This is a genomic window from Exiguobacterium sp. s121 (assembly GCF_018617245.1).
GTDB lineage: Bacteria > Bacillota > Bacilli > Exiguobacteriales > Exiguobacteriaceae > Exiguobacterium > Exiguobacterium profundum.
The window spans coordinates 170110-195161 of record NZ_JACSJV010000003.1; the positions used below are offsets into that span (position 1 = coordinate 170110).

The following is a 25052-nucleotide window of genomic DNA, read 5'->3' on the forward strand; positions in this document are numbered from 1 at the left end:
TAATTATTATTATTTAGGTTTATCTTAACACGCTTATCAGTGACTCACAAATAAAAAGATTAAGGAGTTTTTGTGTCATGCAAAATATATTTGAACGCCCTTGGACGGTGGCGTTATTGGCGATTTTCAATACGTTGTTATGGGGGAGTGCGTTCCCATTCATCAAATTGAGTTATGAGAAGCTTGATATTCAATCGAACGAGTATGGGCAACAACTATTGTTCGCTGGCGAGCGTTTTTTACTCGCAGGGATTCTATTGCTCATCATCAGTCAGACCGTATTGAAACGGTCTGTCCGATTGACACGTGAAAAGGTTAAAGCGTATGCGCATCTCGGTTCATTTTTGACGTTTCTACAATATTTGTTCTTCTATATCGGACTTTCCATTTCGACCGGGGTCCAGGGATCGATCATTGCTGGTTCTACTTCGTTTTTCCAAATGGCTCTCGCTCATTTCCGATATGAAGACGATAAATTGAATCGATTGAAGGGGTTTGCTTTGACGTTTGGTTTTTCCGGAATTGTCATCGCAAACTGGCCGGCGACCGGATCTGAAGTTGGTTTTGGCTTAGGAGAGATTTTACTCATCTTGGCGATGGTATCCGGAGCATTCGGGAACTTGATAGCGAAGGACTACTCGAAGACGTATGATGTTGCCCCGATGACGGCTTGGGCGATGGTGATCGGTTCAGTTGGGTTACTGCTGATCGGCTATCTATTAGACCCGAATGGTGTTTCCATGCCGTACACCGCACAGACGATTGCGTTCCTGTTTTACTTGGCGATGTTGTCAGCGATCGGATTTACATTGTGGAACACATTAATGAAATACAATCCGGTCAGTCGAATTTCACTCTATATCTTTTTAGTTCCCTTATTTGGTGTCATGTTGTCAGGGATTTTACTCGGTGAAACGATTCCGTGGAATGCGGTGGTCGGACTCGGATTCGTTATTGTCGGCATTTATTTATCTACGCATTTTCAAGGTCGCCGTACAAAAAAACAAACGGATGTCATTTGAATTAGAGACAGAGTTGACGGAATTGAAATCCCATGACAAAATATATTAAAAATTCTGAATTTTAAATTTCGAAAATCGGTCTTCGTTTGTAAAGACTTGCGTGCGCAATCATTCAAAGGGAGGAGGAGAAACAATGACTAGAAATCGAATCGTTCGAAACATTCTCATCTCACGTCAGCCGAAAGATGAGTACGTCAAGTACGTGATGAAGTGCGTGAGTCAAAGTTTAAAAGAACGTCACGGTCCAGTGGCGACCCGCGCCACAAGACAAGGTGATGATATTCAGACGAGATGGCAGTTCGATGACCGTGTCGTAGAAGTGACGCTAAAATCCGATGTACTCGCTTCGCTAGACACTGAACCATTCGCGCTAGACGAAGTGTTCATCCGAGCTTTGCAGTTAAACGATGATGAAATGGAACGAGTAGTGGAATAAAACAGAGGCAGGTGGTTCATGGGAACCATCTGCCTCTGTTTATAAGTCGATTGGTTTAGCGGTCGACGTGAAGAGTCGTAGCGCCAGAATACCGAGAATGACGGCATACATAAAGAAATAGATCTCTTTCGGTAAAGACAACCAGAAGGCACCGATCATTGGACCTGATATCGAACCGATGCTGAATGAAATACTGTAAAGCATGTTTCCCGTCGGCAGTAACGATCGGGGAAGCACCTCTGTCATATGTGCCAAACCAAGTGAATAAGTCGATCCTAGCCCGGCGCCGGCAAGTGCGAATAGGAAGAGTAGACCGATATAGGAATCGACAACAAGATTCGCCAAAGTGAATACGAGTGTGCCAAACGTCAGCACGATTTGTAAGATCCGCTTCTTACCGTACAAGTCTGCGAGGCGACCAAGAGGAAGCTGAACGACAATCGACATGACGATGAACGTCGTGATGAGTGTGCTCGTTTCCGTCAAACTCATCCCATTCCGAGACGTAAAAATGGGAAAGTTGGCATTTAAGCTCGCTTCGAGAAACCCATATGTAAAGGCAGGGAGAAGCGTGTATCCCGCACCGACAAGAATCAGGCGAATTCGTCCTTTCGAATCGGTCTTCACTTTTTCGACCTCCGGAAACTCGTTCTCGACTTTAAAGACGAGCATCAACGAAGCGAGACAGAAGAAGACGATAATGAGGAACGGTAACCAAAACCATAGGTCGACGAGTGGTGCGATCAATGGACCGATGGCAAAACCGAGACTGAAAGACATTCCATAATACGCCATCGCTCGACCGAGACTGCTCTTTTCACTTGCTGAGGTCACCCATACTTGTGACCCGTAGTGTAGAGCCGAGTCGCCGAATCCGATGAAGAAGCGCATCATCGCCCAAACGAGTAAGGACGGCCAAATCGGTAAAGCGAAGGTCGCGACAGCCGTCAATACGATACCGAGGACGATGGTCGGTCGGAATCCATATTTACGGACGAATCGCTCCAGGAGAGGCGCAGAGACGATCACACCGACGTAAAGCATCGTCGCGTTCAGTCCGTTCACCCAGGCCGGGGCCCCATCCCGTTCAATCAACGTAGATAAGAGTGGGATGAGCGCACCTTGAATCAAACCGGAAATAAAGACAATCAATAGTAAAATCATAAAACGAAAACGGAGCATAGGTTCACCTCATGAAGTCAAAGTAAAAAGCCGAGAAGGGTCTCAGCTTTTCGTGTCGTCAATCGGTTGTGGAGAGTGATTCAAATGCAGCAATTCATCATCCCAACTGCCTTGACTAAACATTTCATCATGCTCTACTTTGTCTGAAACGAATGCGGCTGTCAATAAGATGCTCAGTACTCCGCCAAAAATAATGATGGCCATCACGGTAATCATGAGGATATAAATCGCAGTCATCTACACGCACCTCGATTCATTTAATATACAGAACATTTCCCTAATTGAAATATTTAAAACGATGTAGCTTTACGAGATTGGAAATCGACCGTCGGATAATATGCTTGTTTAACGAGTGCGTTCGGCCCGAGACACTTCACGGCAGGGCAGTGACAAGAGAGTGTAGCGTTCAATTGGCTGTTCGTCCACGTATCATACGCCTCTTGGAATGGTGTGTCATAGACGGTGCCGAGTGAACCGAGTTCATCACCGAAATCGGTCACGATGATCTGTCCGTCAAAGATATTCGTGTTGAGACGAGAACGTCCATCTGGGTCGTTTCGAACGGTCACGTTTTTTGTTTCATGAAGTCGCTTCAACAGAGCACGGTCTTCAGGTAGGTCAGAACATGCATAGAATGGTAACGTCCCGAACAACATCCATACGTTCTCGTCACGGACATCGAGTAAGTCATGGATGGCTTGTCGCGTATCAGCGAGCGATGCTGATTCGAGGGCGCTAGCGAAGTCTGCGGGGTACATTGGGTGCACCTCATGCCTTTGGCAACCGAGCGATACGATTTCTTCATGGATCTCTTTCAAGTGCGGAATCGTTCGTTTGTTGATCATCGTCTCCGCGGACACAATGATTCCTTCAGATGTGAGAGCACGTGCGTTGTCTTTCATCGTCTGGAGCATTTTCAATCGTGCCTCTTCACTTGGTTTCCGGTTCATCATCGCGAATCCGCCTTCAAGGAAATCGGCATCGGTACCCCAGTTATGCGAAATGTGCAAAACGTCCAAGTAAGGGGTAATAAGATGATAGCGAGATAACGGTAGCGTCAAGTTCGAGTTGATTTGCGTGCGCGCCCCACGTTCTTTCGCATAACGTAACAATGGAACGACATAGTTGCGGACCGATTTCATAGACAGCATCGGTTCACCGCCTGTGATGGAGAAGGCACGCAAATGTTCGATCTCATCCAGTCGTTGAATCAACAGGTCGAGCGGAACTTCTGGTTCTTCTGTTTGGTCTAGCATATAACCGACCGCACAATGTTCGCAGCGCATGTTACACAGCTTCGTTGTAGTGACTTCGACATTGGATAAGACGAGTCGACCGTGTTCGACTTGGTCGAGATAGGCTTCCCAAGGGTCGAAAGTTGGGGAGATGTTTTGCATGTGGATTCCACCTTTTCATCAAGTTACACGAAATAGTATGCTATAATAGCAACTCTTTGTCACGAACCAAAGGAGCGATTACAAGATGGGTAAATCACGAACAGATACTGCCGGAAAGATGAACGTCCTAAAATCGAGAACGGAATTACTCTGTCTATCGGTCAATACGCTAGACGAGCATACGACACCTGAAGATTTACATCGCCTGTTAGCCGACATTGATTCGTTGCGCGCTAAAGTAGTGCGTTACGCCAAAGACCTAGAACAATCGTCTCGAAAGGATGAATCAGATTGAAATTAATCACAGGAGATTTTAAAGATGTCACGGTCGAACGACTTGGCATTAATGGAGAAGGCATTGCGACACTTAATCGCATGGTCATCTTCATTCCGAACTTATTGCCGGGAGAACGAGCCAAAGTCGAAATCACGCGTGTGGAAAAAAACTATGCGGAAGCGCGTGTCGTCAAACGAGATAACGACTCGAAAGACCGCGTCAAAGCACCTTGTCCGATTTACGATGAGTGTGGGGGCTGCCAAATCCAACATATGAGTTCACGTCTGCAGATGGAGTATAAGGAAGAAATCGTTAGAAACGCCTTCCGTCAAAAGACGAAACTAAACGTGGACAAATCGGATATCCGTCCAACAATCGGAATGGAAGATCCATGGTATTACCGGAACAAGTCACAATTCCCACTCGGCACGCGTCGCGGTGAGATCGTATCAGGTCTCTACAAACCGAACTCGAACCATCTCGTGCCGATCGAGCACTGTATGGTCCAACAACGGGATACGACGAACATCAACAATGCGATTGTCCGTATTTTAAACGAACTTGATATTCCCGTCTACGATGCACGTCGCGACACGGGGTACGCGCGTACAATCGTCGTCCGCTCGGGTTATAACACGAACGATGTTCAAGTCGTTTTGGTCGTCGGACATGAAGATGTCCCTGATTTAGATGAATTGAGCGACCGCATCATGGAATTGCCGAATGTTGTGTCGTTCCATATCAATATCAATGCAAACCGTTCGGGTGTTATTTTCGGTTATCGGACAGTTCACATCGCCGGTCAGGAGAAAATGGATGAACAATTAGACGACGTTCATTATCACTTATCACCACGCGCATTCTTCCAGTTGAATCCGGCACAGACAGAAAAAATGTACCGTGAAGTGGTCGAGGCCGCAGGATTGATGGGTGAAGAACGTGTGATCGATGCGTATGCAGGAGTAGGGTCGATCGGACTTTGGTTAGCCCCATATGCGAAAGAAATCCGTGGAATGGAAGTCGTGCCGGAAGCGGTCGAAGATGCCAATGACCATATGCGTGAAAATGGCTATAACCATGTCACATACGTCGAAGGGCGTGCCGAGCATTGGATTCCACGTTGGGTAAAAGATGGATGGATCCCAGACGTCATCGTAGTCGACCCGCCACGCACAGGGATGGACCATCAATTGATCAATTCCATCATCTCTTCTAAAACGAAGCGGATCGTTTACGTGTCATGTAACCCGCAGACGCTCGCACGTGACGCCGACCAGTTGATGAAAGCGGGATACAAAGTGAATTACGTACAGCCGTATGATATGTTCCCACAGACATCTCATGTCGAGTCGGTCGTCGTATTCGAGAAAAAGAAAAAGAAAAAATATTGATGAGACCGTGAAAAGGCTTGTCACGTAAGCGTTTTCACGATATAGTTCAGATGTCAGACTTCTTTTCAAATATAGAAGTGGAGGAACATCCTATGATCTCACAAGAACGCGTACAAGAACTCGTCCATAAAGCCATCGAAGCGCGCAAACGCGCCTATACACCGTATTCAAAGTTTAAAGTAGGAGCTGTCGTCATCGATACATCAGGAAACGAAATTACAGGATGTAACGTGGAAAACGCCTCGTACGGATTGTCAATGTGTGCCGAACGCACAGCCATTTTTAAAGCCGTGTCAGAAGGTAGTGACGCGATTGAAACGGTCGTCGTCGTCGGTGACACGGAAGGCCCGATTTCACCATGCGGTGCGTGCCGCCAAGTGATTGCTGAATTCGCTGGCGAAGATTTCACGTTGATTCTTGCAAACTTGAACGGTGATACGAAAGTGATGACGAAAGAAGAGATGTTGCCTTACGGATTTTCACCAAAAGATTTAACATAACAAGCTGCGGACGTTTGTCCGCAGCTTGTTTATGTGTCTTTATATTTCTTTTCACTCACTGAGTCATCTTTGGAGTGACGTTTATTCTTTTCATCCTTCACTCGTTCGTTCAATTCCTCTACAGGAATCGGGTCGACGGTTTGCATGCCGTCCTCGTCAAAGATGCTTTCTTTGTCCGTGTCTACCGCGTCCGGATTATCAAACGGACGTTTCGAAGTGGGTCGTTTCTTTTCCATCCAATCGCCTCCTTCCATTAGCCATTCCACTCGTAGAAATGTTGTAAACGTTTTCGATAATGGTTTTGAGATTATAAAATGGTGGAATGAAGAGTGCATAGTGAAGGAGGGGTTAGGATGGATCGGAAAGTGTTGATGGGGATTGTCTTAGGTGTTGCCGGTGCGGCGCTCGTTGCACCAAAAGTGGCGGCACTGCTTTCGCAACGTGAGGAAGAAGATACGTGGCAGAAGATGGATGAACGGGAAAGCGTCGATGCGAATCAAGATGAAGCGGAGCAAGGGCTCACGCAACTTGATTCAAGTCACCGTGCCGAATGGCAGGCGAACGGTTTTCCACAGACGCATGCCGAACGCGAACGACTTGAACGAGAGTCGGTCGAACAATATAAAGGGAAAGACATATGAAAAGAAAAGGCAGCCATCGCGGCTGCCTATTTACATATCAAATTCATCGTCAGGTAGAAGCGGCAGACCGACAGTGACAGTCGTTCCTTGTCCGACTTCAGAGCTGAAATGAAGGGACCCTTCATGACGCTCGATAATGTGCTTCGCAATGGCCAAACCGAGGCCGGTTCCGCCATCTTTTCGTGTCCGTGATTTATTGACGCGATAGAAGCGTTCCGTCAATTTGTCTAAATCTTCTTTCGGGATGCCTCGACCTTCGTCGCGTATTTCCGTGATTGCATATTCGGATTCGGCGAACGTTTTCACATGAATCGTCTTGCCAGCATCCGTATATCGGAGCGCGTTGTCGAGAAGATTGCCGATGACTTGTTCGAGTCGGTCATGGTCACCGAGGATGATCAAGTCGAAGTCTAAATCCGATTCGATTGTCACGCCTTTCGCACGGGCAATCGGTTCAAGACGATAGAGGACGTCTTCAAGTACTTGCGAGTAAACGACCGGTTCTTTCGTCATCGGGTACGAATCGCGCTCTAGCTGGGCGAGATCGAGTAAGTCCGTGACAAGGCGCTGAAGCCGGTTCGTCTCGTTCTCGATGATGTCGTAATATTGTGCCCTCGTTTTTTCATCCAATGACTCATCTTGGAGCATCTCGGTATAACCGCGGATGTAAGAGAGTGGCGTGCGAAGTTCGTGACTGACGTTAGCGAGAAACTCTTTACGCTGTTCTTCAACAAGTCCGAGCGATTCCGCCATCGAGTTGAGCGTGTCTGCTAGTTCACCAATTTCGTCATCGTAGACAATCGGAATGCGGTGGGAGAAATCACCTTGCGCATAGACTTGAGAGGCACGCTTCATCTGAATGAGTGGTTGGATGATCGTGTCGATGATCTGTTTACCAAAAATGAGCAAGTTCACAATCATGAGGACGAGTAAAAACGTGATCATGAGCCGAATCGGTTGGAACGGTTCACTGATTTTACTGAGCTCCATATACAAAATGAGTGCATTGTCGAGTTCATCGTCGCGGATGAGAGGAAATGCGGTCATCAAAATGTCGACGTCCTCGGTCGGATGTTTCCGGGTCACCGAGATGGCATAACCGTCCTGCAACCGTTCGAGGTCTTGCTGCCTTAAAAAGGTTTTACCGGAGCCGAGTGTGTCCTCTCGAACGGAGGAGAGGAACACTTTCGTTTCGGTCAATTCGTTCGTGTACGTCATACTATCGGCGAACGCGTCCGAGAAACCGTCGGCCTTATAGATGGTGACAAGTTTCTCACCGCGATTGATGAGCAGTTCTTCTTGCGTTTGAATATAGAACTTGTCGTACAGATAAAACGTCATGATGAGAAACACGAACGCTGAGAAGAGGCTGGCTGTCCAGATGGTAATCCAAATCCGCTTCCTGATCGTGTATCGTTTCATCCGTTTGCCTCGAATTTGTAGCCAATTCCCCAGACTGTCTGAATATAACCGCCCGCCTCGCCGAGTTTCAGGCGAAGCGTCTTAATGTGAGTATCCACCGTGCGAAGGTTTCCATGATACTCGGTCCCCCAAATCTGATCAAGTAATTGTTCACGGGAGAATACTTTTTCGTCGTTCGTGATGAATAGGTAGAGCAAATCAAACTCTTTTCGTGTCAAGTTGACGGTCTTCCCTTTCACACTGACGGTACGTCCTTCGATATCGATTGAGAGGACCCCGACATCAAACGTCGCTTCTTGTTCTTTTGAGAAGCTGTGCGTGCGACGGAGCGTCGCTTCGATTCGTGCGAGTAATTCGCGTGGGCTAAACGGTTTCGTGATGTAATCGTCTGCCCCGATTTTGAGGCCGTGAATGCGGTCGAGCTCTTCTGAGCGTGCCGTCAACAGGATGATGGGTACGTTTGAGAACTCACGGATGCGCATGCAAGCCGTCAATCCGTCGAGTTCCGGCATCATCACATCAAGTAAGACGAGATGGAACGTCTCTTCTTTCAAGCGTTCAATCGCTTCAAGGCCGTTTGAGGCGGTGACCGTCTCATACCCTTCTTTTTCTAAATTTGATACAAGTAAATCGCGCATTTGTTCTTCGTCGTCGGTCACGAGGATACGAAACATTGATTCTGACATATGCCATTCTCCTTTGCAAAACGGTTAACGGGAGTTGTGATAAATCCCTCATACTTCTATCATACCTATCTCTTCGAATTAGAACAGATTTATTCGGCTCCGACAAGTTCCCTCCATCAAATCCACACAAAAACGCCACAAAAAAGCCAATTCTTTGACAGAATTGGCTCATGCTTCGAGTTGTGCCTCGTATGGCACTTCGTATTCCGGGACGTGTAGGGCATGCAAGTATAGTTGGAAGCTCGACTTGGATACTTCATATAAAACATACTCCACGTCACCTTGGTTGATCTCCGCAAGCAGTTCGGAACGAATCTCGTTCGCGCAAAACGCGTACGGAAGCTTCTCTGCTGCAGCAATCGATCGTTCATTCGATTTACGGATTTTTAAGAACACACTTTCAATATCAAGATCGAAGAACAGTTCTGAGAAGAACGCCTCTTTCGCCACTTGATTATAACCTTTGCCGTGATACGGCTTGCCAAGCCACGTGCCAAGGAATCCATATCCGGATTCGACATCGAACAAGCTAATCGTCCCAATCGGGGTGCCATACTCGTTCGTGATGGTACGTGAGATGATATTTCCTTGCTCTTCTAGCTCGATGACTTGCTTCGTGCTAAATAAAAACTCGTCAAAATGGACCGTCTTTTGACGGACATACGGAAAGACATCTGGGTGTTGCATCAGTTCGAACAACTCCGCGCAGTCGGTGAGCTCACGAAATTTGAGCACCTTTACATTCCTCCTCCTATTTCAGACCGCTGAAGAATAGTCGTAACGAAAGCATACTTCTGGCTTCGCTGTTCGAACCGCCTTGGCTGCTTTATGAAGTTACAAGATAATTTTATATAGTATTTTTAAAAAAGCAAGTAAATTATGCGTAAAAACCCTTATGAAAAATAATGAAAATTACTCGACCTCATGATGGGTTTCAGCACGGTCCGTTTTGTACACGACTTCACCGTTCACAATCGTCATAATCGGCTTCGATAAGTAGTCGAGCGGGAAGTGACTCCAAAGCACCAAATCGGCATCTTTTCCTACTTCAAGAGATCCGATTCGGTCAGCGACACCTAGTGATTCAGCTGGATTGATGGTGATCCCTCGCAACGCGATATCGACAGGAAGTCCTTCACGTGCCGCAAGTCCGGCGCACAAGTTCAAATATTGGACCGGCGTGTACGGATGATCGGTCGTGATGGAGACGATCATGCCGTGCTCATGGAGAATGCGATACGTCTCCCATGTCTTGTTCTGGAGCTCGATTTTAGATTTTCGAGTAAACGTCGGTCCGACGGTGACATGTTTCACACCGAGTTCTTGTAGTTTTTCAACGACAAGATGACCTTCTGTACAATGTTCGATACGATAGTCGAGATTGAACTCTTGAGCAAAGCGAACGACAGATAAAATGTCATCGGCGCGGTGGGCATGCACACGAATCGGCATCTCTCGGTCGAGGGCAAGTTGAATCATCTGACTGCCGAACGTTCCGATCGTTTTGGTCGACCCGACGGTACGGAACGCTTCACGAAGCAACCCCATAATCCCCATCCGCGTCAAATCACCGGTTTTCCCCATACTATGAATCCGTTTCGGGTTTTCGCCGAGTGCCATCTTCAATCCGGCATAACGACGGACGATCATGTCGTCAATATAGCGACCGTGTGTTTTGATGACACTGGTCACACCACCGATGACGTTCATACTTCCTGGCATGACCTGAACGGCGGTTACGCCTGCCATCAGCGCTTCTTGAAATCCTTCGTCAAGCGGGTATACCCCGTCAATCGCACGTGCATGAGGCGTCATCGCTTCGACCGTCTCATTGGCGTCGTTTCCGACAGAGCCGGTTCCTTCATCATATAATCCGAGGTGGGTGTGAGCATCGATGAAGCCCGGGAATAAAAAGTTTCCTTCGGCTTCAATGACATGCTCCCCGTCAGTCGGTTCAAGTAAATCGGACATTTCGACGATTTTCCCGTCCCGAACACGGAGGTCTCCGTAAAAATGGGGGGCAGTGATGGGGTAAATATGGGCATTTCGAATTAGTAAGTGACTCACAATTCATTCTCCTTAAACATCTTGTAGTAGTTGTGTTAGAGCCGGTTCCAATGTTTCATAGCGGAAGTCGAAACCATGTTGAAGTGCCTTCGTCGGAACGACTTTCGCACCTTCTAGGACGATGACGCTCTTTTCACCGAGGGCGAGTTGCATCATTGGGGCAGGTGCCGGAATCCAGTGAGGACGATGCATCACGTTCGCAATCGTCTTCCCGAACTCATTCATCGTCACCGGTGTAGGTGCAGTGCCGTTGACGGGTCCTTCAATGGAATCAGTCTCGATGACGTGCACGAACAAGCGGACGAGGTCGTCTAAATGAATCCAAGGAACCCATTGCTCTCCTGATCCAATTTTACCACCGACCCCGAACTGATAGGGGAGTTTCATTAATGGGAAAGCACCGCCATCATTCGATAAGACGACTCCGGTGCGCATCGTCACAAGGCGAACACCTAAATCACGAATGGGTTCTGCTTCTTGTTCCCAGAGGACGCAGACATTCCCGAGGAAATTAGTCCGTGTCGGCAATGGTGTTTCTTCGGAATACGTGATGGAACGATCTTCACCGTATATACCGATGGCAGAGCCGCTTATGACGACCTGTGGCTTTTGTTTCAACTGTTGAATAATTCGGACGACTTCCTTCGTACCTTCGATTCGACTTTGAAGGATGGCTTGTTTCTGTTTGTGTGTCCATCGCCCGTCGTTGATTGAGGCGCCGGCCAAATGAATGAACGCATCTGTTCCTTCGAGTTCCTCTTCTGGTTTACTATTCGGTGTCAACCATTCGATAAACGATACCCCGCGATGGCGGGGACGTGGATGACGCGTCAACACGACGACTTGATGTCCGGCGTCGGCGAGTGCACGAACGAGTGGTTGACCGATGAGCCCAGTTCCACCAGTGATTGCGATTTTCATGAAATTCCCTCCGATATCATGTGTTGTTTCTAAAATGGGTATAAGTCAGTATATCCAGATGAATACCCTTTCTTCTAACTTATCAAAAATCCTCTACGTTTCTTGAACGTGATATGTTAGAAACATGGAATGGAGGGGAGTCGTTGTGAAAATTGCAAAGTTCACGACCCAAAAGAAGAACCAAGATCGACTGAACGTCTTCATCGAACGGGAGGGGAAAGAGGAGTTTGCGTTCGCCATCGATGTTGACGTATTCATCAAGTACGGGCTCACAAAAGGGATGGAGCTCGAAGACGATTTTGTGCAAGACGTCCTTGAGGCGGAAGAAGCTCAGAAAGCCTATAAGTTGGCCATCAATTATTTATCGTATCGAATGCGCGCCATTTCAGAGGTAAGGGACTATCTCGTGAAGAAAGAGTTAAGTGAATCTGCTATCAAACATGCCATCACGCGACTAATCGAGCAGCGTTATTTGAATGATGAGGAGTTCGCAAAAGCGTATGTCCAAACGAAATTCAACACAAGTCCAAGTGGACCAATCAAAATCAAACGCGAGCTCGAACAGCTCCGAATCCCAACGGACGTTGTTGAATCCGAATTAGAATCAATCTCACACGAAGATCTCGTCGAGAAGGCTGGAAAGTTCGTGAAAAGGAAACAACTGGAAACAAATCGTCGTTCTGCCACAGAAGTGCAACAAAGAATTCAACAAACCCTGATGCAAAGGGGGTTTACCTTTGATATTATTTCAGAGGCGATTCAAACTTTTTGGGAAGAAGAGGACGAAGATGTCGAGGTTGCGGCATGTCTGAAACAGGCTGAGAAGTTGAGTCGGAAGTTCAGCGGATACGACGCGTTCGAACGCAAACAGCGCATGAAGATGCAGCTTCGGCGCAAAGGATTTCCGTATGATGTGATTGAACGTACGTTAGATCGAATCGCTGAAGAAGAATCGTGATGGGACATCTGTTTACGGTAGGGGAAAACACGAAAAGGTGGGTCTACATTGACGATTTTAGAATGGATTACAGCACTGACACCGATTGTGGCCGTGCTCATCTTATTGGTCATTATGCGTTTACCTGCATCGGTAGCCATGCCCTTGTCACTTGTGACGACGGCGATTTTAGCGTTTTTCGTCTGGCAATTGGATGCGACACGAATTATGGCGGCGACATTACAAGGACTCGTCATCGCCGTTACGACAGTATGGATTGTCTACGGGGCAATCGGAATGATGAATACGATGAAAGAAGGGGGCGGGATGAACGCAATTCGTTCCGGATTCGTCAACATCACACCTGACCCGCGTATTCAAGTTTTGATTGTCGGATGGTTATTCGTTTCATTTATTGAAGGCGCATCTGGATTTGGGACGCCTGCAACGGTTGCGGCACCGCTCTTGATTGCACTCGGATTTCCGCCGATTGCCGCCGTTGTCATTGCATTATCCGCAGACGTGTCGGCCGTAACATTTGGTGCGGTCGGGACACCGGCACTTATCGGGATCGGGAACGGTCTATCTTTAGATGTGAACCAGCCTGAGTCGATTGCCTTCTTGACAGAGGTCGTCTTGCAGACGGTGTTGATCGATATGGTGGTCGGCCTATTCATCCCGTTCATTTTGATTTTGATGTTGACGCGGTTCTTCAGTAAAGAGAAGTCGATAAAACCCGCACTTGAGGTATTTCCGATTGCGATTGTGGCGGCGTTGTTATACAGCGTACCTGCGTACATTTGGACACTCATCCTCGGATTTGAGTTCGGTGGCATGCTCGGTGGTTTAACCGGTCTGGTCATCCTCGTGGCCATGGCTCGTAAAGGAATTCTCATGCCGAAACGCGTCTGGACGTTTGATGGATATGTGGATGAGCTAGAACCATCTGCTGAAAAAGTGACGCTCAAATCAACCACGCGAGAATTGCCTCAGTGGAAGGCGTGGGCACCTTATCTTATTTTGACGATTTTCTTAGTGCTCACCCGTACCGTACCATTTTTAAACGAACTCTCTCGCAGTGTCCGAATCAATCTCCCGGACATTCTTGGGGTAGAAGGAGTTTCGACGTCTTGGGAACCGTTCTATTCACCAGGTTTTATGTTTATCCTGACGATTATTGCGACATTCTTCTTACACAACATGAGTTGGTCACAAGTGACATCGGTGTTTAAGGCGACGACACTTGGAGTCGTCGGAACGGCCATCACGTTAGCGGCGTCGGTTCCAATGGTTCGTATATTCATCCACTCTGAAAATGGCGGTGCCGGACTCGCTTCGATGCCGGTCGAGCTTGCGACGGCAGCTGCTGATACGTTCGGTGGGGTGTGGCCACTTGTCGCACCGTGGATTGGGGCCCTTGGTGCCTTCGTTTCAGGTTCGGCGACGTTTTCCAATATGATGTTCTCGAGTTTGACGACAAACGTTGCGGAGTCGGTTGGACTTGATAACACGCTCGCTTTATCGATGCAGATGGCGGGAGCGAACGCAGGAAACATGATCTGTGTGTTGAACGTCGTAGCGGTCGCATCGGTTGCTGGATTACTCGGCAAGGAAGGGACCATCATCCGTTACACGCTCATGCCGATGATTTATTACGTGACGGCGACGGGGGTCATTGGTCTCATTTTAGGCATGTTTTTCTTAAACTAAATCAAGTTACAGTTTTTTTACAGAATAATGTTGACAATTTTCAGAACAGTCTGCTAAGGTTTGAGTAGATTTTAAAACTATGAAACGAGAGGAGCCAGAATGATGAACAACATTGCACTCACAAACACACTCAAAACATCATATGGCTACTCGTATTTAACTGCGTGACATTGGCAGCTGGATAGGGGTAGTGTCCTTTCCCTGACCATGCAAAAGACTGAAGACTACTTCAAGCGCGCTTCATTTGATTGGTTGCACAATCAGGTGGAGTGCGCTTTTTTGCGTGCTTGGATGGGTGAGGCGGAAGGGGGAAATCAGTCATGAAACTGATTAAGCAATTGGATTGGTTTATTAAAAGACAGAAACGAACGTATGTGATTGCGATCATTTTACTGATCATCACAGGGGTTGTAGATATGCTGCCGCCTTGGATTATTGGTCAGGCGATCGATGCGATTCGTGAAGGAAGTTTGACGACAGAGCGATTGATTCTGATTGTATCGTCGCTACTCGGCATTATGGTGTTATCGTACGTGATGTCGTACTTGTGGATTGCCCGACTCTTCGGGACAGCCTTTTTACTTGAAAAGAAATTGAGAGGTCGCTTCTTTGGTCACCTCCTCAAACAAACACCGCGCTTCTATCAACAACATCGCACAGGTGACTTGATGGCACTTGCGACGAATGACTTAAAAGCGGTGGAGCGGACAGCGGGATTTGGGGTCATGACATTAGTCGACTCGTTCAACATGACGCTCATCGCCTTGACGATTATGGGCGTGTTCATCGATTGGAAGTTGACGCTCGCAGCACTTTTGCCGATGCCGATTCTCGCCTGGTCGATGAATAAACTTGGGAGTCAGATTCATACACGTTTCACGGCAGCCCAAGATTCGTTCGGCGTGATGAACGACCAAGTCGTTGAATCCATCTCTGGTCTTCGGGTCGTCCGCTCCTTCGTCCAAGAAGAGGCGGATACGAAAAAATTTGATGACATCACGGATGACGTGATGGCGAAAAACATGCATGTCGCTAAAATTGACGTCTTGTTTGAGCCGGTTATCAAATTACTCGTTGGACTCAGCTATTTGATCGGACTCTCGTTCGGGACGTATCTCGTCTTTACGAACGACATCACGCTCGGTCAACTCGTTTCCTTCAACATTTATTTAGGGATGTTGATTTGGCCGATGTATGCCTTCGGGGAACTCATCAACGTCGTCCAACGAGGAACGGCGAGCTTGGAACGGATTGAGACAACGATGAATGAGGTACCGGACGTTTCGTCAACCGGAACGGTTCACATCGATGTACCAGAGAAAATCACCTTCAAATCGCTCTCATTCCGTTATCCAAACTCGAATCGGGAGTCGTTAGAAGACATCGTCCTGCACGTCTCGCGTGGTGAGACGATTGGGATTGTCGGACCGACTGGAGCTGGGAAGACGACGTTGTTACGTCAATTGCTCCGGGAGTATCCGATCGACGATTCCCTTCTCGTGAACGGGGTGCCGATTTCGGACATTAAACTTGAAACGGTCCGTGGCTGGAGTGGGTATGTGTCACAAGAGCACCTCCTATTCTCGAAAACGGTGCGTGATAACATTCGTTTCGGAGTCGATGATGTCTCGGATGAAGCACTCGACAGAGCCATTCACCTCGCGGCGTTCGATACAGACATCGAACACTTGGAGAACGGTCTCGATACCGTCGTTGGGGAGCAAGGGGTCATGCTGTCAGGTGGACAAAAACAACGATTATCAATTGCACGTGCTTTACTGAAAAATCCTGAGATTCTGCTTCTTGACGATTCGCTCTCAGCGGTCGATGCGAAAACGGAATCACGCATAATCGATTCGGTCCGCACGAGCCGTGAGGCGAAGACGACCTTTATCGTGGCGCACCGTCTTTCTGCGGTGGCACATGCCGACCAAATTCTCGTCCTTCAAGACGGACGAGTCACCGAGCGCGGCACCCACGACCAACTGATGGAACGACACGGTTGGTACTATGAACAATTTATTCGACAAGGAGAGACGGAGTAATCCGGGAAAGGGGGAATCTCTCATGATCGATCAATATGAATTAGATCCGGTCCGCCGGAAGAAGACGATCCGCTCACTCGTTGGTTATGCCAAGCAAGTGAAGCGCTCCATCTTCCTCGGACTGACATTACTCTTTTTAGCGGTCGGTGCAGAACTTGCCGGGCCGTATATCGCCAAAATCATTATCGATGAGCATATCGTCGCCATCGAACGTGACTGGGTTCAAGTCGAATCCGGCGGTAGTGTTTCCTTTAATGGAGATTCTTATGAGAAAGAAACGAGACTAGATGACCAAGAGGTGATTCAGCCGGTCTCGATCGTACAAACGACCGATGGTTACTATCTCGTACCTGATGCGGTTATAAGCGGAGGCGTCCGTGAAGTCGAAGGCGACGTGCTGACGATTTCAAGAGGAGACGAGACGGCGACATATGACAATATTGTCTCGCTCTCGTCGACCGACGTGTTCCAGTTCTATCAAACGGATTTACGAGCTGTCCTTCTCTTATCGGGATTGTACGTCGTCCTGTTACTATTTGCGGCCGGATTGAACTGGGGACAACAGATGCTCCTACAACGGTCGGCGCATAAAATTGTCAAAACGATGCGTCTTGATGTGATGAAGCATCTCCAAACGATTCCGGTACGCTATTTTGACCAGACACCAATCGGGAAGATTGTCAGTCGTGTCACGAATGACACAGAGACGATTCGCGACCTGTATTTAGGAGTGCTTGCTCGCGTCTTCCAAAGTGTCGTCATGATGATCGGGGTACTCATTGCGATGTTCTTCCTAGACGTGCGTCTAGGGCTCGTCTCACTCATTATCATCCCGGTCGTCATCGTCTGGATCAAGTTGTTCCAACGTTTCTCGACAAAAAATAACTTCCGTGTCCGCGCACTCGTCGCGGATATGAACGCGCAGTTGAATGAGAGCATTCAAACGATGCCAATCATTCAATCATACGTCCGCGAAAATCTCGTTTATGACGAGTTCAATGAGAAGAACAGCGACAACTTCCAAACGAGACGAAAGTTGTTGAAATTGGATGCGTTGATGAGCCACAATCTCGTCAACTTCTTCCGAAACATGGCGCTCGCCTTACTCATCTGGTTTGTCGGGGCACAAACGCTCGGTACGGGAAGTGTCCTGACACTGGGGATTCTGTATGCGTATATCGACTATGTCTCGCGGATCTTTGAGCCGGTGACACAGATCATGAACCAATTGTCACCACTCCAACAAGCGCTTGTCTCGGCCGACCGGATGTTCCAACTGCTCGACGAGAAAGGGGAACCGGTCTCATCAGAACGTCTTCCACGCTTTAAAGGGGATGTCGTCTTTGATGACGTGACCTTCAGTTATGAAGCAGGGAAACCGGTGTTGCAACAGATTGAACTACACGCCGCTCCTGGTGAGACGGTCGCACTCGTTGGGCATACCGGAAGCGGGAAGAGTTCAATCATGAACTTGCTCATGCGTTTCTATGACCCCTCGGCCGGAGTCCTTCGAATCGATGGCATGGACGTGACTAAACTACCGACGCAGGCGGTACGAGACCATCTCGGGATCGTCTTACAAGACCCGTTCCTATTCACTGGAACGATTCGGACGAACGTCACGCTTGGAGATGAGACGATTACGGACGAACAGGTATGGAAAGCACTCACAGCTGTCGGGGCAGACCGCTTCGTGAAGCAGCTACCGCAAGGCATCGATGAGCCGGTAATCGAGCGTGGAGCTTCACTCTCGAGTGGAGAACGACAGCTGATCAGTTTCGCACGCGCCCTCGTCTTTGACCCGGCCATCCTCGTCCTCGATGAAGCGACAGCGAGCGTCGACTCGGAGACGGAGGCATTGATTCAGGATGCGCTCAAGACGCTCACGTACGGTCGGACGACGTTTGTCATCGCGCACCGACTCTCGACGATTCGAGAAGCGGACCAGATTCTCGTTCTCGACCACGGACGAATCATTGAGCGAGGCAATCACCAGTCACTCATCGAGTATGGTGGTGTCTACGCCCGAATGCATGAATTACAGAGTAAACAACAAGCCATCAGTTAAGGAGGTCACATGGAAATCAAGGGGAAATATAACCGCGCCAAAGTGTTTAACGAACGAATCGATGATATGACGCGGAATCAAATTGAAACATTGCTCGACCAACCGTTCACACAAGGGGCATCGATTCGAATCATGCCGGACATGCATGCGGGGAAAGGATCGGTCGTTGGAACGACGATGACGATTCAAGACAAAGTCGTGCCAAACCTGGTCGGTGTCGATTTAGGGTGTGGGATGCTTTGTACGGAGATCAAAGCCAAGCGGATCGATTTTCAACGACTCGATGACCTCATTCGTGAACTCGTACCGAGCGGGATGAACATTCGGGAGAAGGTTCATCCATACGCATCTGAACTTCCATTAGAAGAGGTGCGAGCGCCGTATAAACTCGACCGAGCCTTGCGCTCGGTCGGGTCGCTCGGCTCGGGGAACCACTTTATTGAAGTGAACCGAGATGACTCGGGACGTACGTTTCTTGTCATTCATTCCGGTTCGCGCCATCTTGGGGTACAGATTGCCGATCACTATCAGGAGCGAGCGATTCAACACATGATGGAAACACATGATGTAAAAGAAGAAATTGAGCGTTTGAAAGCCTTAGGTCGACAACAAGAAATCTCGGCTTATCTGGAAACAGAGCGTGCGTCACGGAAACCATTTCGAGACCTGGCTTATGTGGAGGGAGCGGATATGGACGATTACATGCATGACGTGCGCATCGCTCAACAATACGCGGCGGCGAACCGTCGTGCGATGACGGATGTGATCGTCGAAGCGATGAATTGGAACATCGTCGATCAATTCGACACCGTCCATAACTATATCGATCATGATGCGATGATCCTGCGAAAAGGGGCCATCTCCGCTCAAGAAGGAGAGCGAGTCATCATTCCGATGAACATGCGAGACGGTTCGCTCATCTGTACGGGGAAAGGGAATCCAGACTGGAACTTCTCGGGTCCACACGGCGCAGGTCGGATCATGTCTCGGTCGGCCGCGCGGAAACGCGTCGATTTCAAAGAATTCAAACGTTCGATGGAAGGTGTCTGGTCGACATCAGTTCGCCCATCGACAATCGATGAATCACCATTTGTGTATAAGTCGATGAAAGAAATTGTTCGTTATATCGAACCGGCCGTTCAAATCGATCAAATCATCAAGCCACTTTACAACTTCAAGGCGAACTGAGTCACGTACTCAGTCTCGTCTTTTTCTTTTTTCGTAAAATCTGATACGCTTACATCGAGGTGAACGATATGGAAAAGCGGTTAAGTGACTTATCGAAATATGAGTTAGAGCAAGAGATTCAAGCATTACATGAACGGAAACGAAAAGCTGAACAGATGGGCATGGTCAGCGAAATCGAAGTCGTCCTTCGACGGATTGCGATTGCCGAAAGCTATTTGATTGACCCATCATCGTTTCGTCCAGGTGAAACATATGTCGTCAATTACAATGACCGTCCGTTTCGCTTGAAATTCGTCAACGGTGTCATGGGCTGGGGGACGTTTGAAGGCGAGATGACAGAACGGGCCATCCCGCTCTCAGAATTGTCGGAGGTGAAGCGATGAACCGGAACGAACAATACGAACGGCTCGCGGTCATTTTAAAAAAGAAGAATGACGTCTTGAACGATTCAGAAGCGGTGACGTGGGTCGAAGTGTTATGGGAAGATTTTGAGACCTCACTTGCCAAGGCGGGCGAACCGTATCCGGGAGAGGCAAAGGCGTTCCAATACGTCATTCAACAGATTGATGCATACGGGGCGCAGCTCCATTTGTTCCAAACGAAAAACGAAAAGTTCAAGCATTTGATGTCTAAACGGAATTTACACTGAGTCACGTCCTTGGGGCGTGATTTTTTTATTGCAATTCCTCAACAATTCGTTATAATGAAGGTCGCTAATAGTTTGTTTTAAAGTATAGTATAGATAAACTTTCTTTAGTTGAACTCATGTTTCACTAAACAAGAAGGAGGCGTTCAGTCGTTGGAAGTAGGTCAAAACATTAAGCGGCTCCGGATCAAAAAAGGATTGACCCAAGAGGAGTTGGCGGAACGTACCGATTTGAGTAAAGGATATATTTCTCAAATTGAGCGGGATTTAAGCTCTCCCTCACTAGAAACGTTATTCGATTTATTGAATGTCCTCGGGAGTTCCCCGAAAGAGTTTTTCGATGAAGAGTTGAATCAAAAAGTGGTGTACACCGTTGACGATCGCACCATCTATACGGATGAAGAACGCAAATATCGGACAGAATGGCTCATCCCGGAATCGAATGAAAAAGAGATGGAGCCGATTCTGGTCACATTTTTCAAACATGGAGAGTTCAAACAATATGAGCCTTCACGTTCGGAGACGCTCGTATACGTCTTGTCCGGCAAAATTGCCTTGAAATTAGGGAACCACACATATTTTGCCAAGACAGGGGAAACCCTTTATTATGTCGCCTCAGATTCGCATCAACTCGTCAACGATAACGATGGAGAGAGTGAATGTCTCATCGTCGCGACCCATTCATATTTATAAGTCAACAGAGGAGGAAACAGCATGAATGCAGAGACAATTATTCGCTTTGACCACGTGTCAAAGCGTTACGACGACACAGTCGTCCTTGAAGATATTAGTTTTGAGATTGAGCGTGGGAAGTTTTATACGCTTCTCGGTCCATCGGGATGTGGGAAGACGACGATTTTGCGTCTCATCGCCGGATTTACCGATGCGACCGAAGGAGGTATTCACTTCAGCGGGAAACGAATCAACGATGTGCCGGCTAATAAACGACAAGTGAATACCGTGTTCCAAGATTATGCGCTGTTTCCTCATTTAAACGTATTTGAGAATGTGGCATTCGGTCTCCGGATTAAAAAATTGAAGGAAGCAGATGTGAAAGCGAAAGTGGAGCAGGCTCTCAAGTTTGTTAACTTAGAAGGATACGGCTCGCGCGAAATCGATGAGATGTCAGGTGGACAGCGCCAACGTGTCGCCATCGCCCGCGCAATCGTAAATGAGCCGGAGGTCATTCTCCTTGATGAACCGCTCTCTGCCTTAGACTTGAAACTTCGTACGGAGATGCAATATGAACTTCGTGAGTTACAGCAACGTCTTGGCATTACCTTTATTTTCGTCACACACGACCAAGAAGAGGCGCTCGCCATGTCGGATGAGATTTTCGTCATGAACAACGGGAAAATTGTTCAGAGTGGGACACCGACTGATATTTATGATGAACCGATCAACCGTTTCGTTGCAGACTTTATCGGTGAATCCAATATCGTGCCGGGTGTCATGCCGGAAGACAATGTCGTCACGTTTGCTGGTAAAACGTTTGACTGTGTCGACCAAGGATTTGACCGCAATGAAAAAGTTGAGGTCATCATTCGTCCGGAAGACTTAGAGATGACATCGGTCGATGCAGCAAAACTCGTTGTCGACGTCGATTCTCAATTGTTCCGAGGTGTCCACTACGAGATTTGCTGTTATGACCAAGAAGGAAACGAATGGCTCGTCCACTCGACGAAGAAATCAATCGTCGGATCAAAAATCGGATTGACGTTTGACGAAGAAGCGATTCACGTCATGCGACTAGGTGAAACAGAAGAAGAATTTGACCGTCGTCTCGAATCCTACGAGGAGGTCCCTTATGAATCAAACTAATCAGACCGCAAAGACGGTATATTTGACGACCTATTGGATTTGGATCGCCTTGTTCGTCATCGCACCACTCGTCCTCGTCGTCTATTATTCCTTTTTTGATATCGATGGGAATTTGAGTTTAGAAAACTATCAGACGTTCTTCACGTCGACGTATTTGTCGATGACGCTCTCGTCGTTCTGGTATGCGTTTCTCATTACGTTCTTCTCGTTACTCGTCGGGTATCCGACGGCATACTTGTTGACGAAGACGAAGCATAAACAGCTTTGGCTCTTACTCATCTTGCTGCCGTCATGGATTAACTTGTTGTTAAAGGCGTATGCGTTCCTTGGAATTTTTGGGACGTACGGGATTACGAATCAATTTTTAGAAGCCATCGGTATTGGGACGAAACAGATTCTATTCACCGATTTCAGTTTCGTCTTTGTTTCGGTATACATCTTCATCCCGTTCATGATTTTGCCGATTTACAACGCCATTGAGAAGTTACCGCCATCACTCGTCTACGCATCCCGTGATTTAGGTGCATCGAACTGGACGACATTCCGACGTGTCATCTTCCCGTTGACGCTTGACGGCGTCAAGTCAGGGATTCAAATCGTCTTTATTCCGGCATTATCGCTCTTCATGATCACCCGACTCATCGCCGGGAACCGGGTCATCACACTCGGTACAGCGATTGAACAACAATTCCTTGTCACACAAAACTGGGGGATGGGCTCGACGATTGCCGTCTTCCTCATCTTGGCGATGGTTCTTGTCATGGTCGTCACACGTGACTGGGGTGCGAAAGGAGCGGTTCGTCGATGAAACGTAAACGATTCAAATTATCAAATCTATACTTGGCGGCCGTGTTCTTCATCTTGTATGCGCCAATTCTATATTTGGTCTTCTACTCGTTCAACAGTGGCGGAACGATGAGTAACTTCGAAGGGTTCACCCTCGAATGGTACAAGTCGCTCTTCACGGACACGAGACTTCTCGTCATCGTCTTGAATACGATTGTCATCGCACTGCTCTCGGCGACGATTTCGACCGTGCTCGGTGTCATCGGGGCACTCGCCATCTATACGGCGAAACAAAAGTATACGAAGACATCCCTCTTATCATTGAACAATGTCTTGATCGTTAGCCCGGACGTCATCATCGGGGCGTCCTTCTTGATTCTCTTTACGATGCTTGGGATTCAGTTAGGCTTTTATTCGGTCCTCTTGTCGCACATCGCTTTCTCGGTTCCGATTGTCGTCATCTTGGTGTTGCCAAAACTCCAAGAGATGAGTCCGACGTTGATTGATGCGTCACGTGACCTTGGTGCCAGTACGTGGGATGTATTGACGAAAGTCATTCTGCCATATATCACGCCAGGGGTATTTGCCGGTTTCTTCACGGCACTCACCTATTCGTTAGATGATTTTGCTGTTACATTCTTCGTGACAGGGAACGGCTTCACGACGCTCGCCGTAGAAGTTTATTCGCGGGCACGTCAAGGCATCTCGCTTGAAATCAATGCGTTGTCTGCGATTCTATTCGTCTTCACGCTCATACTTGTCATCGGATATTATGTGTTGGCGCAACGAGGATCAAAGGAGGTTAGACGATGAAAAAACTAGTCATCATGTTGGCGATCCCATTAATCGTCAGTTTCGGTCTCCTTCTTTGGATTCAGCAACTGAATGCTGCGCAAGGATTCGGCGGCGACAACACACTGGTCGTCTACAACTGGGGAGACTATATCGATGAGGACTTGATCGGTGAGTTCGAAGAGCAGAGCGGGTTGAAGGTCGTTTATCAAACGTTCGACTCGAACGAAGCGATGCTCACGAAAATTGAGCAAGGCGGTACGGCCTTTGATGTCGCCGTTCCATCCGATTATGCGATCAGTAAGATGAGAGAGGAGAATCTTCTTCTCCCAATCGATTACGATAAACTCGAAAACTTTGATAATATCGATCCGCGCTTCCTCGATAAATCATTCGACCCGGGTAACAAGTACTCGGTTCCTTATTTCTGGGGCACGGTCGGGATTGTCTACAATCCTGAACTAGTCGATGGTGAGATCACTTCATGGAACGACCTGTGGGAAATGCCGCTCGAGAACGACATTCTCCTTGCGGACGGGACACGTGAAGTAATGGGCTTCGGCCTGAACTCGCTTGGTTACTCTCTCAATACGACGAATAAAGATGAGTTGATTGAGGCGGAGCAAAAGTTGGAAATGCTTTGGCCGAACATCAAAGCCATCGTCGGAGACGAAATCAAAATGCTGATGGCGAACCGTGAGGCAGCGGCAGCCGTCGTCTGGTCCGGCGATGCGTCAGAAATCATGTATGAGAATGAAGAACTGACGTATGTCATTCCGGAAGAAGGCACGAATCTCTGGTTTGATAACCTCGTCATCCCAAGTACGGCACAAAACGTGGACGGGGCACATCAGTTCATCGACTTTATGTTAGATGCTGATATTGCGGCACGTAACACGGATTATGTCGGATACTCAACACCGAACGAAGCGGCTCTCGAATTCTTGGATGAAGAAGTCACATCGGATGAACGGTTCTACCCGTCTCGTGAAGTGACACAAGACCTTGAAGTATATGAAAACCTAGGGAAGCGCATGAACGCTTACTATAACGAATTGTATTTACGCTTTAAAATGCAGAGTAAATGACGAAACATCCCCGCGCTCATCTGAGTACG

At 47.9% G+C, this 25052-nt stretch carries 27 protein-coding genes; 18 read left to right on the forward strand and 9 right to left on the reverse strand.

Going from position 1 to position 25052, the window contains the following annotated elements:
• The first annotated feature begins 77 nt into the window (after nucleotides 1-77).
• Nucleotides 78-1022: a DMT family transporter gene (locus tag KOG47_RS13035; protein ID WP_215244352.1), complete on the forward strand. Its 945-nt coding sequence runs from the start codon at nucleotides 78-80 to the stop codon at nucleotides 1020-1022.
• A 133-nt stretch (nucleotides 1023-1155) separates the two neighbouring features.
• Nucleotides 1156-1458 (forward strand): hypothetical protein, encoded by a 303-nt coding sequence (locus tag KOG47_RS13040; RefSeq protein ID WP_031421094.1) that lies wholly within the window; start codon nucleotides 1156-1158, stop codon nucleotides 1456-1458.
• Between the two features lie 39 nt (nucleotides 1459-1497).
• Here the strand turns inward: KOG47_RS13040 and KOG47_RS13045 are convergent, their stop codons facing one another.
• From KOG47_RS13045 to yfkAB, 3 genes are read right to left on the reverse strand one after another with little or no spacing between them, the layout of a single operon-like run.
• Nucleotides 1498-2640: an MFS transporter gene (locus tag KOG47_RS13045; protein WP_031421096.1), complete on the reverse strand. Its 1143-nt coding sequence runs from the start codon at nucleotides 2638-2640 to the stop codon at nucleotides 1498-1500.
• Nucleotides 2641-2682: 42 nt separating this feature from the next.
• Entirely contained in the window at nucleotides 2683-2877 is a 195-nt protein-coding gene (locus tag KOG47_RS13050) for a hypothetical protein (protein WP_015880865.1), read from the reverse strand.
• Nucleotides 2878-2930: 53 nt separating this feature from the next.
• The gene (yfkAB, locus tag KOG47_RS13055; RefSeq protein ID WP_214691490.1) at nucleotides 2931-4037 is read right to left on the reverse strand and encodes a radical SAM/CxCxxxxC motif protein YfkAB; all 1107 of its coding nucleotides are present in this window, start codon (nucleotides 4035-4037) and stop codon (nucleotides 2931-2933) included.
• A gap of 85 nt (nucleotides 4038-4122) precedes the next feature.
• Between yfkAB and KOG47_RS13060 the strand changes: the two genes are divergently transcribed.
• From KOG47_RS13060 to KOG47_RS13070, 3 genes are all read left to right on the forward strand, one after another.
• Nucleotides 4123-4332 (forward strand): hypothetical protein, encoded by a 210-nt coding sequence (locus KOG47_RS13060; RefSeq protein ID WP_015880867.1) that lies wholly within the window; start codon nucleotides 4123-4125, stop codon nucleotides 4330-4332.
• The gene (gene rlmD, locus KOG47_RS13065; protein ID WP_215244353.1) at nucleotides 4329-5705 is read left to right on the forward strand and encodes a 23S rRNA (uracil(1939)-C(5))-methyltransferase RlmD; all 1377 of its coding nucleotides are present in this window, start codon (nucleotides 4329-4331) and stop codon (nucleotides 5703-5705) included. The genes KOG47_RS13060 and rlmD overlap by 4 nt, the downstream gene beginning before the upstream one ends.
• A gap of 92 nt (nucleotides 5706-5797) precedes the next feature.
• Entirely contained in the window at nucleotides 5798-6205 is a 408-nt protein-coding gene (locus KOG47_RS13070; protein WP_078146373.1) for a cytidine deaminase, read from the forward strand.
• A gap of 29 nt (nucleotides 6206-6234) precedes the next feature.
• Here the strand turns inward: KOG47_RS13070 and KOG47_RS13075 are convergent, their stop codons facing one another.
• Nucleotides 6235-6441, reverse strand: coding sequence for a hypothetical protein (locus KOG47_RS13075; RefSeq protein WP_074037714.1), 207 nt, complete (start codon nucleotides 6439-6441; stop codon nucleotides 6235-6237).
• Nucleotides 6442-6558: 117 nt separating this feature from the next.
• Here KOG47_RS13075 and KOG47_RS13080 point away from each other — a divergent pair, with 117 nt between their 5' ends.
• The gene (locus KOG47_RS13080) at nucleotides 6559-6846 is read left to right on the forward strand and encodes a hypothetical protein (RefSeq protein ID WP_074037713.1); all 288 of its coding nucleotides are present in this window, start codon (nucleotides 6559-6561) and stop codon (nucleotides 6844-6846) included.
• Between the two features lie 30 nt (nucleotides 6847-6876).
• On the opposite strand, the gene KOG47_RS13085 is transcribed toward KOG47_RS13080, so the two are convergent.
• The 5 genes from KOG47_RS13085 to KOG47_RS13105 form a co-directional block, all read right to left on the reverse strand.
• Nucleotides 6877-8268: a sensor histidine kinase gene (locus tag KOG47_RS13085; protein ID WP_215244354.1), complete on the reverse strand. Its 1392-nt coding sequence runs from the start codon at nucleotides 8266-8268 to the stop codon at nucleotides 6877-6879.
• Nucleotides 8265-8954, reverse strand: a complete 690-nt coding sequence (locus KOG47_RS13090) for a response regulator transcription factor (RefSeq protein ID WP_074037712.1) — start codon at nucleotides 8952-8954, stop codon at nucleotides 8265-8267. The genes KOG47_RS13085 and KOG47_RS13090 overlap by 4 nt, the downstream gene beginning before the upstream one ends.
• Before the next feature lie 168 nt (nucleotides 8955-9122).
• On the reverse strand, nucleotides 9123-9689 hold the full coding sequence (locus KOG47_RS13095) for a GNAT family N-acetyltransferase (protein WP_159563577.1): 567 nt from the start codon (nucleotides 9687-9689) through the stop codon (nucleotides 9123-9125).
• 177 nt (nucleotides 9690-9866) lie between these two features.
• Nucleotides 9867-11021, reverse strand: coding sequence for an amidohydrolase (locus tag KOG47_RS13100; RefSeq protein WP_159563578.1), 1155 nt, complete (start codon nucleotides 11019-11021; stop codon nucleotides 9867-9869).
• 12 nt (nucleotides 11022-11033) lie between these two features.
• The gene (locus KOG47_RS13105; protein WP_074037710.1) at nucleotides 11034-11942 is read right to left on the reverse strand and encodes a TIGR01777 family oxidoreductase; all 909 of its coding nucleotides are present in this window, start codon (nucleotides 11940-11942) and stop codon (nucleotides 11034-11036) included.
• Nucleotides 11943-12087: 145 nt separating this feature from the next.
• Here KOG47_RS13105 and recX point away from each other — a divergent pair, with 145 nt between their 5' ends.
• The 12 genes from recX (at nucleotide 12088) to KOG47_RS13165 (ending at nucleotide 25023) form a co-directional block, all read left to right on the forward strand.
• The gene (recX, locus tag KOG47_RS13110) at nucleotides 12088-12900 is read left to right on the forward strand and encodes a recombination regulator RecX (protein ID WP_084543113.1); all 813 of its coding nucleotides are present in this window, start codon (nucleotides 12088-12090) and stop codon (nucleotides 12898-12900) included.
• Nucleotides 12901-12948: 48 nt separating this feature from the next.
• Nucleotides 12949-14589, forward strand: coding sequence for an L-lactate permease (locus KOG47_RS13115; RefSeq protein ID WP_074037708.1), 1641 nt, complete (start codon nucleotides 12949-12951; stop codon nucleotides 14587-14589).
• Between the two features lie 320 nt (nucleotides 14590-14909).
• The gene (locus KOG47_RS13120) at nucleotides 14910-16634 is read left to right on the forward strand and encodes an ABC transporter ATP-binding protein (RefSeq protein WP_159563581.1); all 1725 of its coding nucleotides are present in this window, start codon (nucleotides 14910-14912) and stop codon (nucleotides 16632-16634) included.
• A 22-nt stretch (nucleotides 16635-16656) separates the two neighbouring features.
• Nucleotides 16657-18702 (forward strand): ABC transporter ATP-binding protein, encoded by a 2046-nt coding sequence (locus KOG47_RS13125; protein WP_215244355.1) that lies wholly within the window; start codon nucleotides 16657-16659, stop codon nucleotides 18700-18702.
• Between the two features lie 9 nt (nucleotides 18703-18711).
• Entirely contained in the window at nucleotides 18712-19890 is a 1179-nt protein-coding gene (locus tag KOG47_RS13130) for an RtcB family protein (protein ID WP_074037706.1), read from the forward strand.
• Between the two features lie 68 nt (nucleotides 19891-19958).
• The gene (locus tag KOG47_RS13135; RefSeq protein ID WP_015880882.1) at nucleotides 19959-20273 is read left to right on the forward strand and encodes a YfhH family protein; all 315 of its coding nucleotides are present in this window, start codon (nucleotides 19959-19961) and stop codon (nucleotides 20271-20273) included.
• On the forward strand, nucleotides 20270-20539 hold the full coding sequence (locus KOG47_RS13140; RefSeq protein WP_215244356.1) for a YfhJ family protein: 270 nt from the start codon (nucleotides 20270-20272) through the stop codon (nucleotides 20537-20539). Before KOG47_RS13135 ends, KOG47_RS13140 begins: the two co-directional genes overlap by 4 nt.
• 150 nt (nucleotides 20540-20689) lie before the next feature.
• The gene (locus tag KOG47_RS13145; protein WP_015880884.1) at nucleotides 20690-21229 is read left to right on the forward strand and encodes a helix-turn-helix domain-containing protein; all 540 of its coding nucleotides are present in this window, start codon (nucleotides 20690-20692) and stop codon (nucleotides 21227-21229) included.
• A 21-nt stretch (nucleotides 21230-21250) separates the two neighbouring features.
• Nucleotides 21251-22357: an ABC transporter ATP-binding protein gene (locus tag KOG47_RS13150; protein ID WP_215244357.1), complete on the forward strand. Its 1107-nt coding sequence runs from the start codon at nucleotides 21251-21253 to the stop codon at nucleotides 22355-22357.
• Nucleotides 22344-23165 carry an ABC transporter permease gene (locus KOG47_RS13155; RefSeq protein WP_015880886.1) on the forward strand — a complete coding sequence of 274 codons (822 nt, stop codon included), beginning with the start codon at nucleotides 22344-22346 and terminating at the stop codon, nucleotides 23163-23165. The genes KOG47_RS13150 and KOG47_RS13155 overlap by 14 nt, the downstream gene beginning before the upstream one ends.
• Nucleotides 23162-23956, forward strand: coding sequence for an ABC transporter permease (locus KOG47_RS13160; RefSeq protein WP_074037704.1), 795 nt, complete (start codon nucleotides 23162-23164; stop codon nucleotides 23954-23956). The genes KOG47_RS13155 and KOG47_RS13160 overlap by 4 nt, the downstream gene beginning before the upstream one ends.
• Entirely contained in the window at nucleotides 23953-25023 is a 1071-nt protein-coding gene (locus tag KOG47_RS13165) for an ABC transporter substrate-binding protein (RefSeq protein ID WP_215244358.1), read from the forward strand. The genes KOG47_RS13160 and KOG47_RS13165 overlap by 4 nt, the downstream gene beginning before the upstream one ends.
• The last annotated feature ends 29 nt before the right edge of the window (nucleotides 25024-25052 follow it).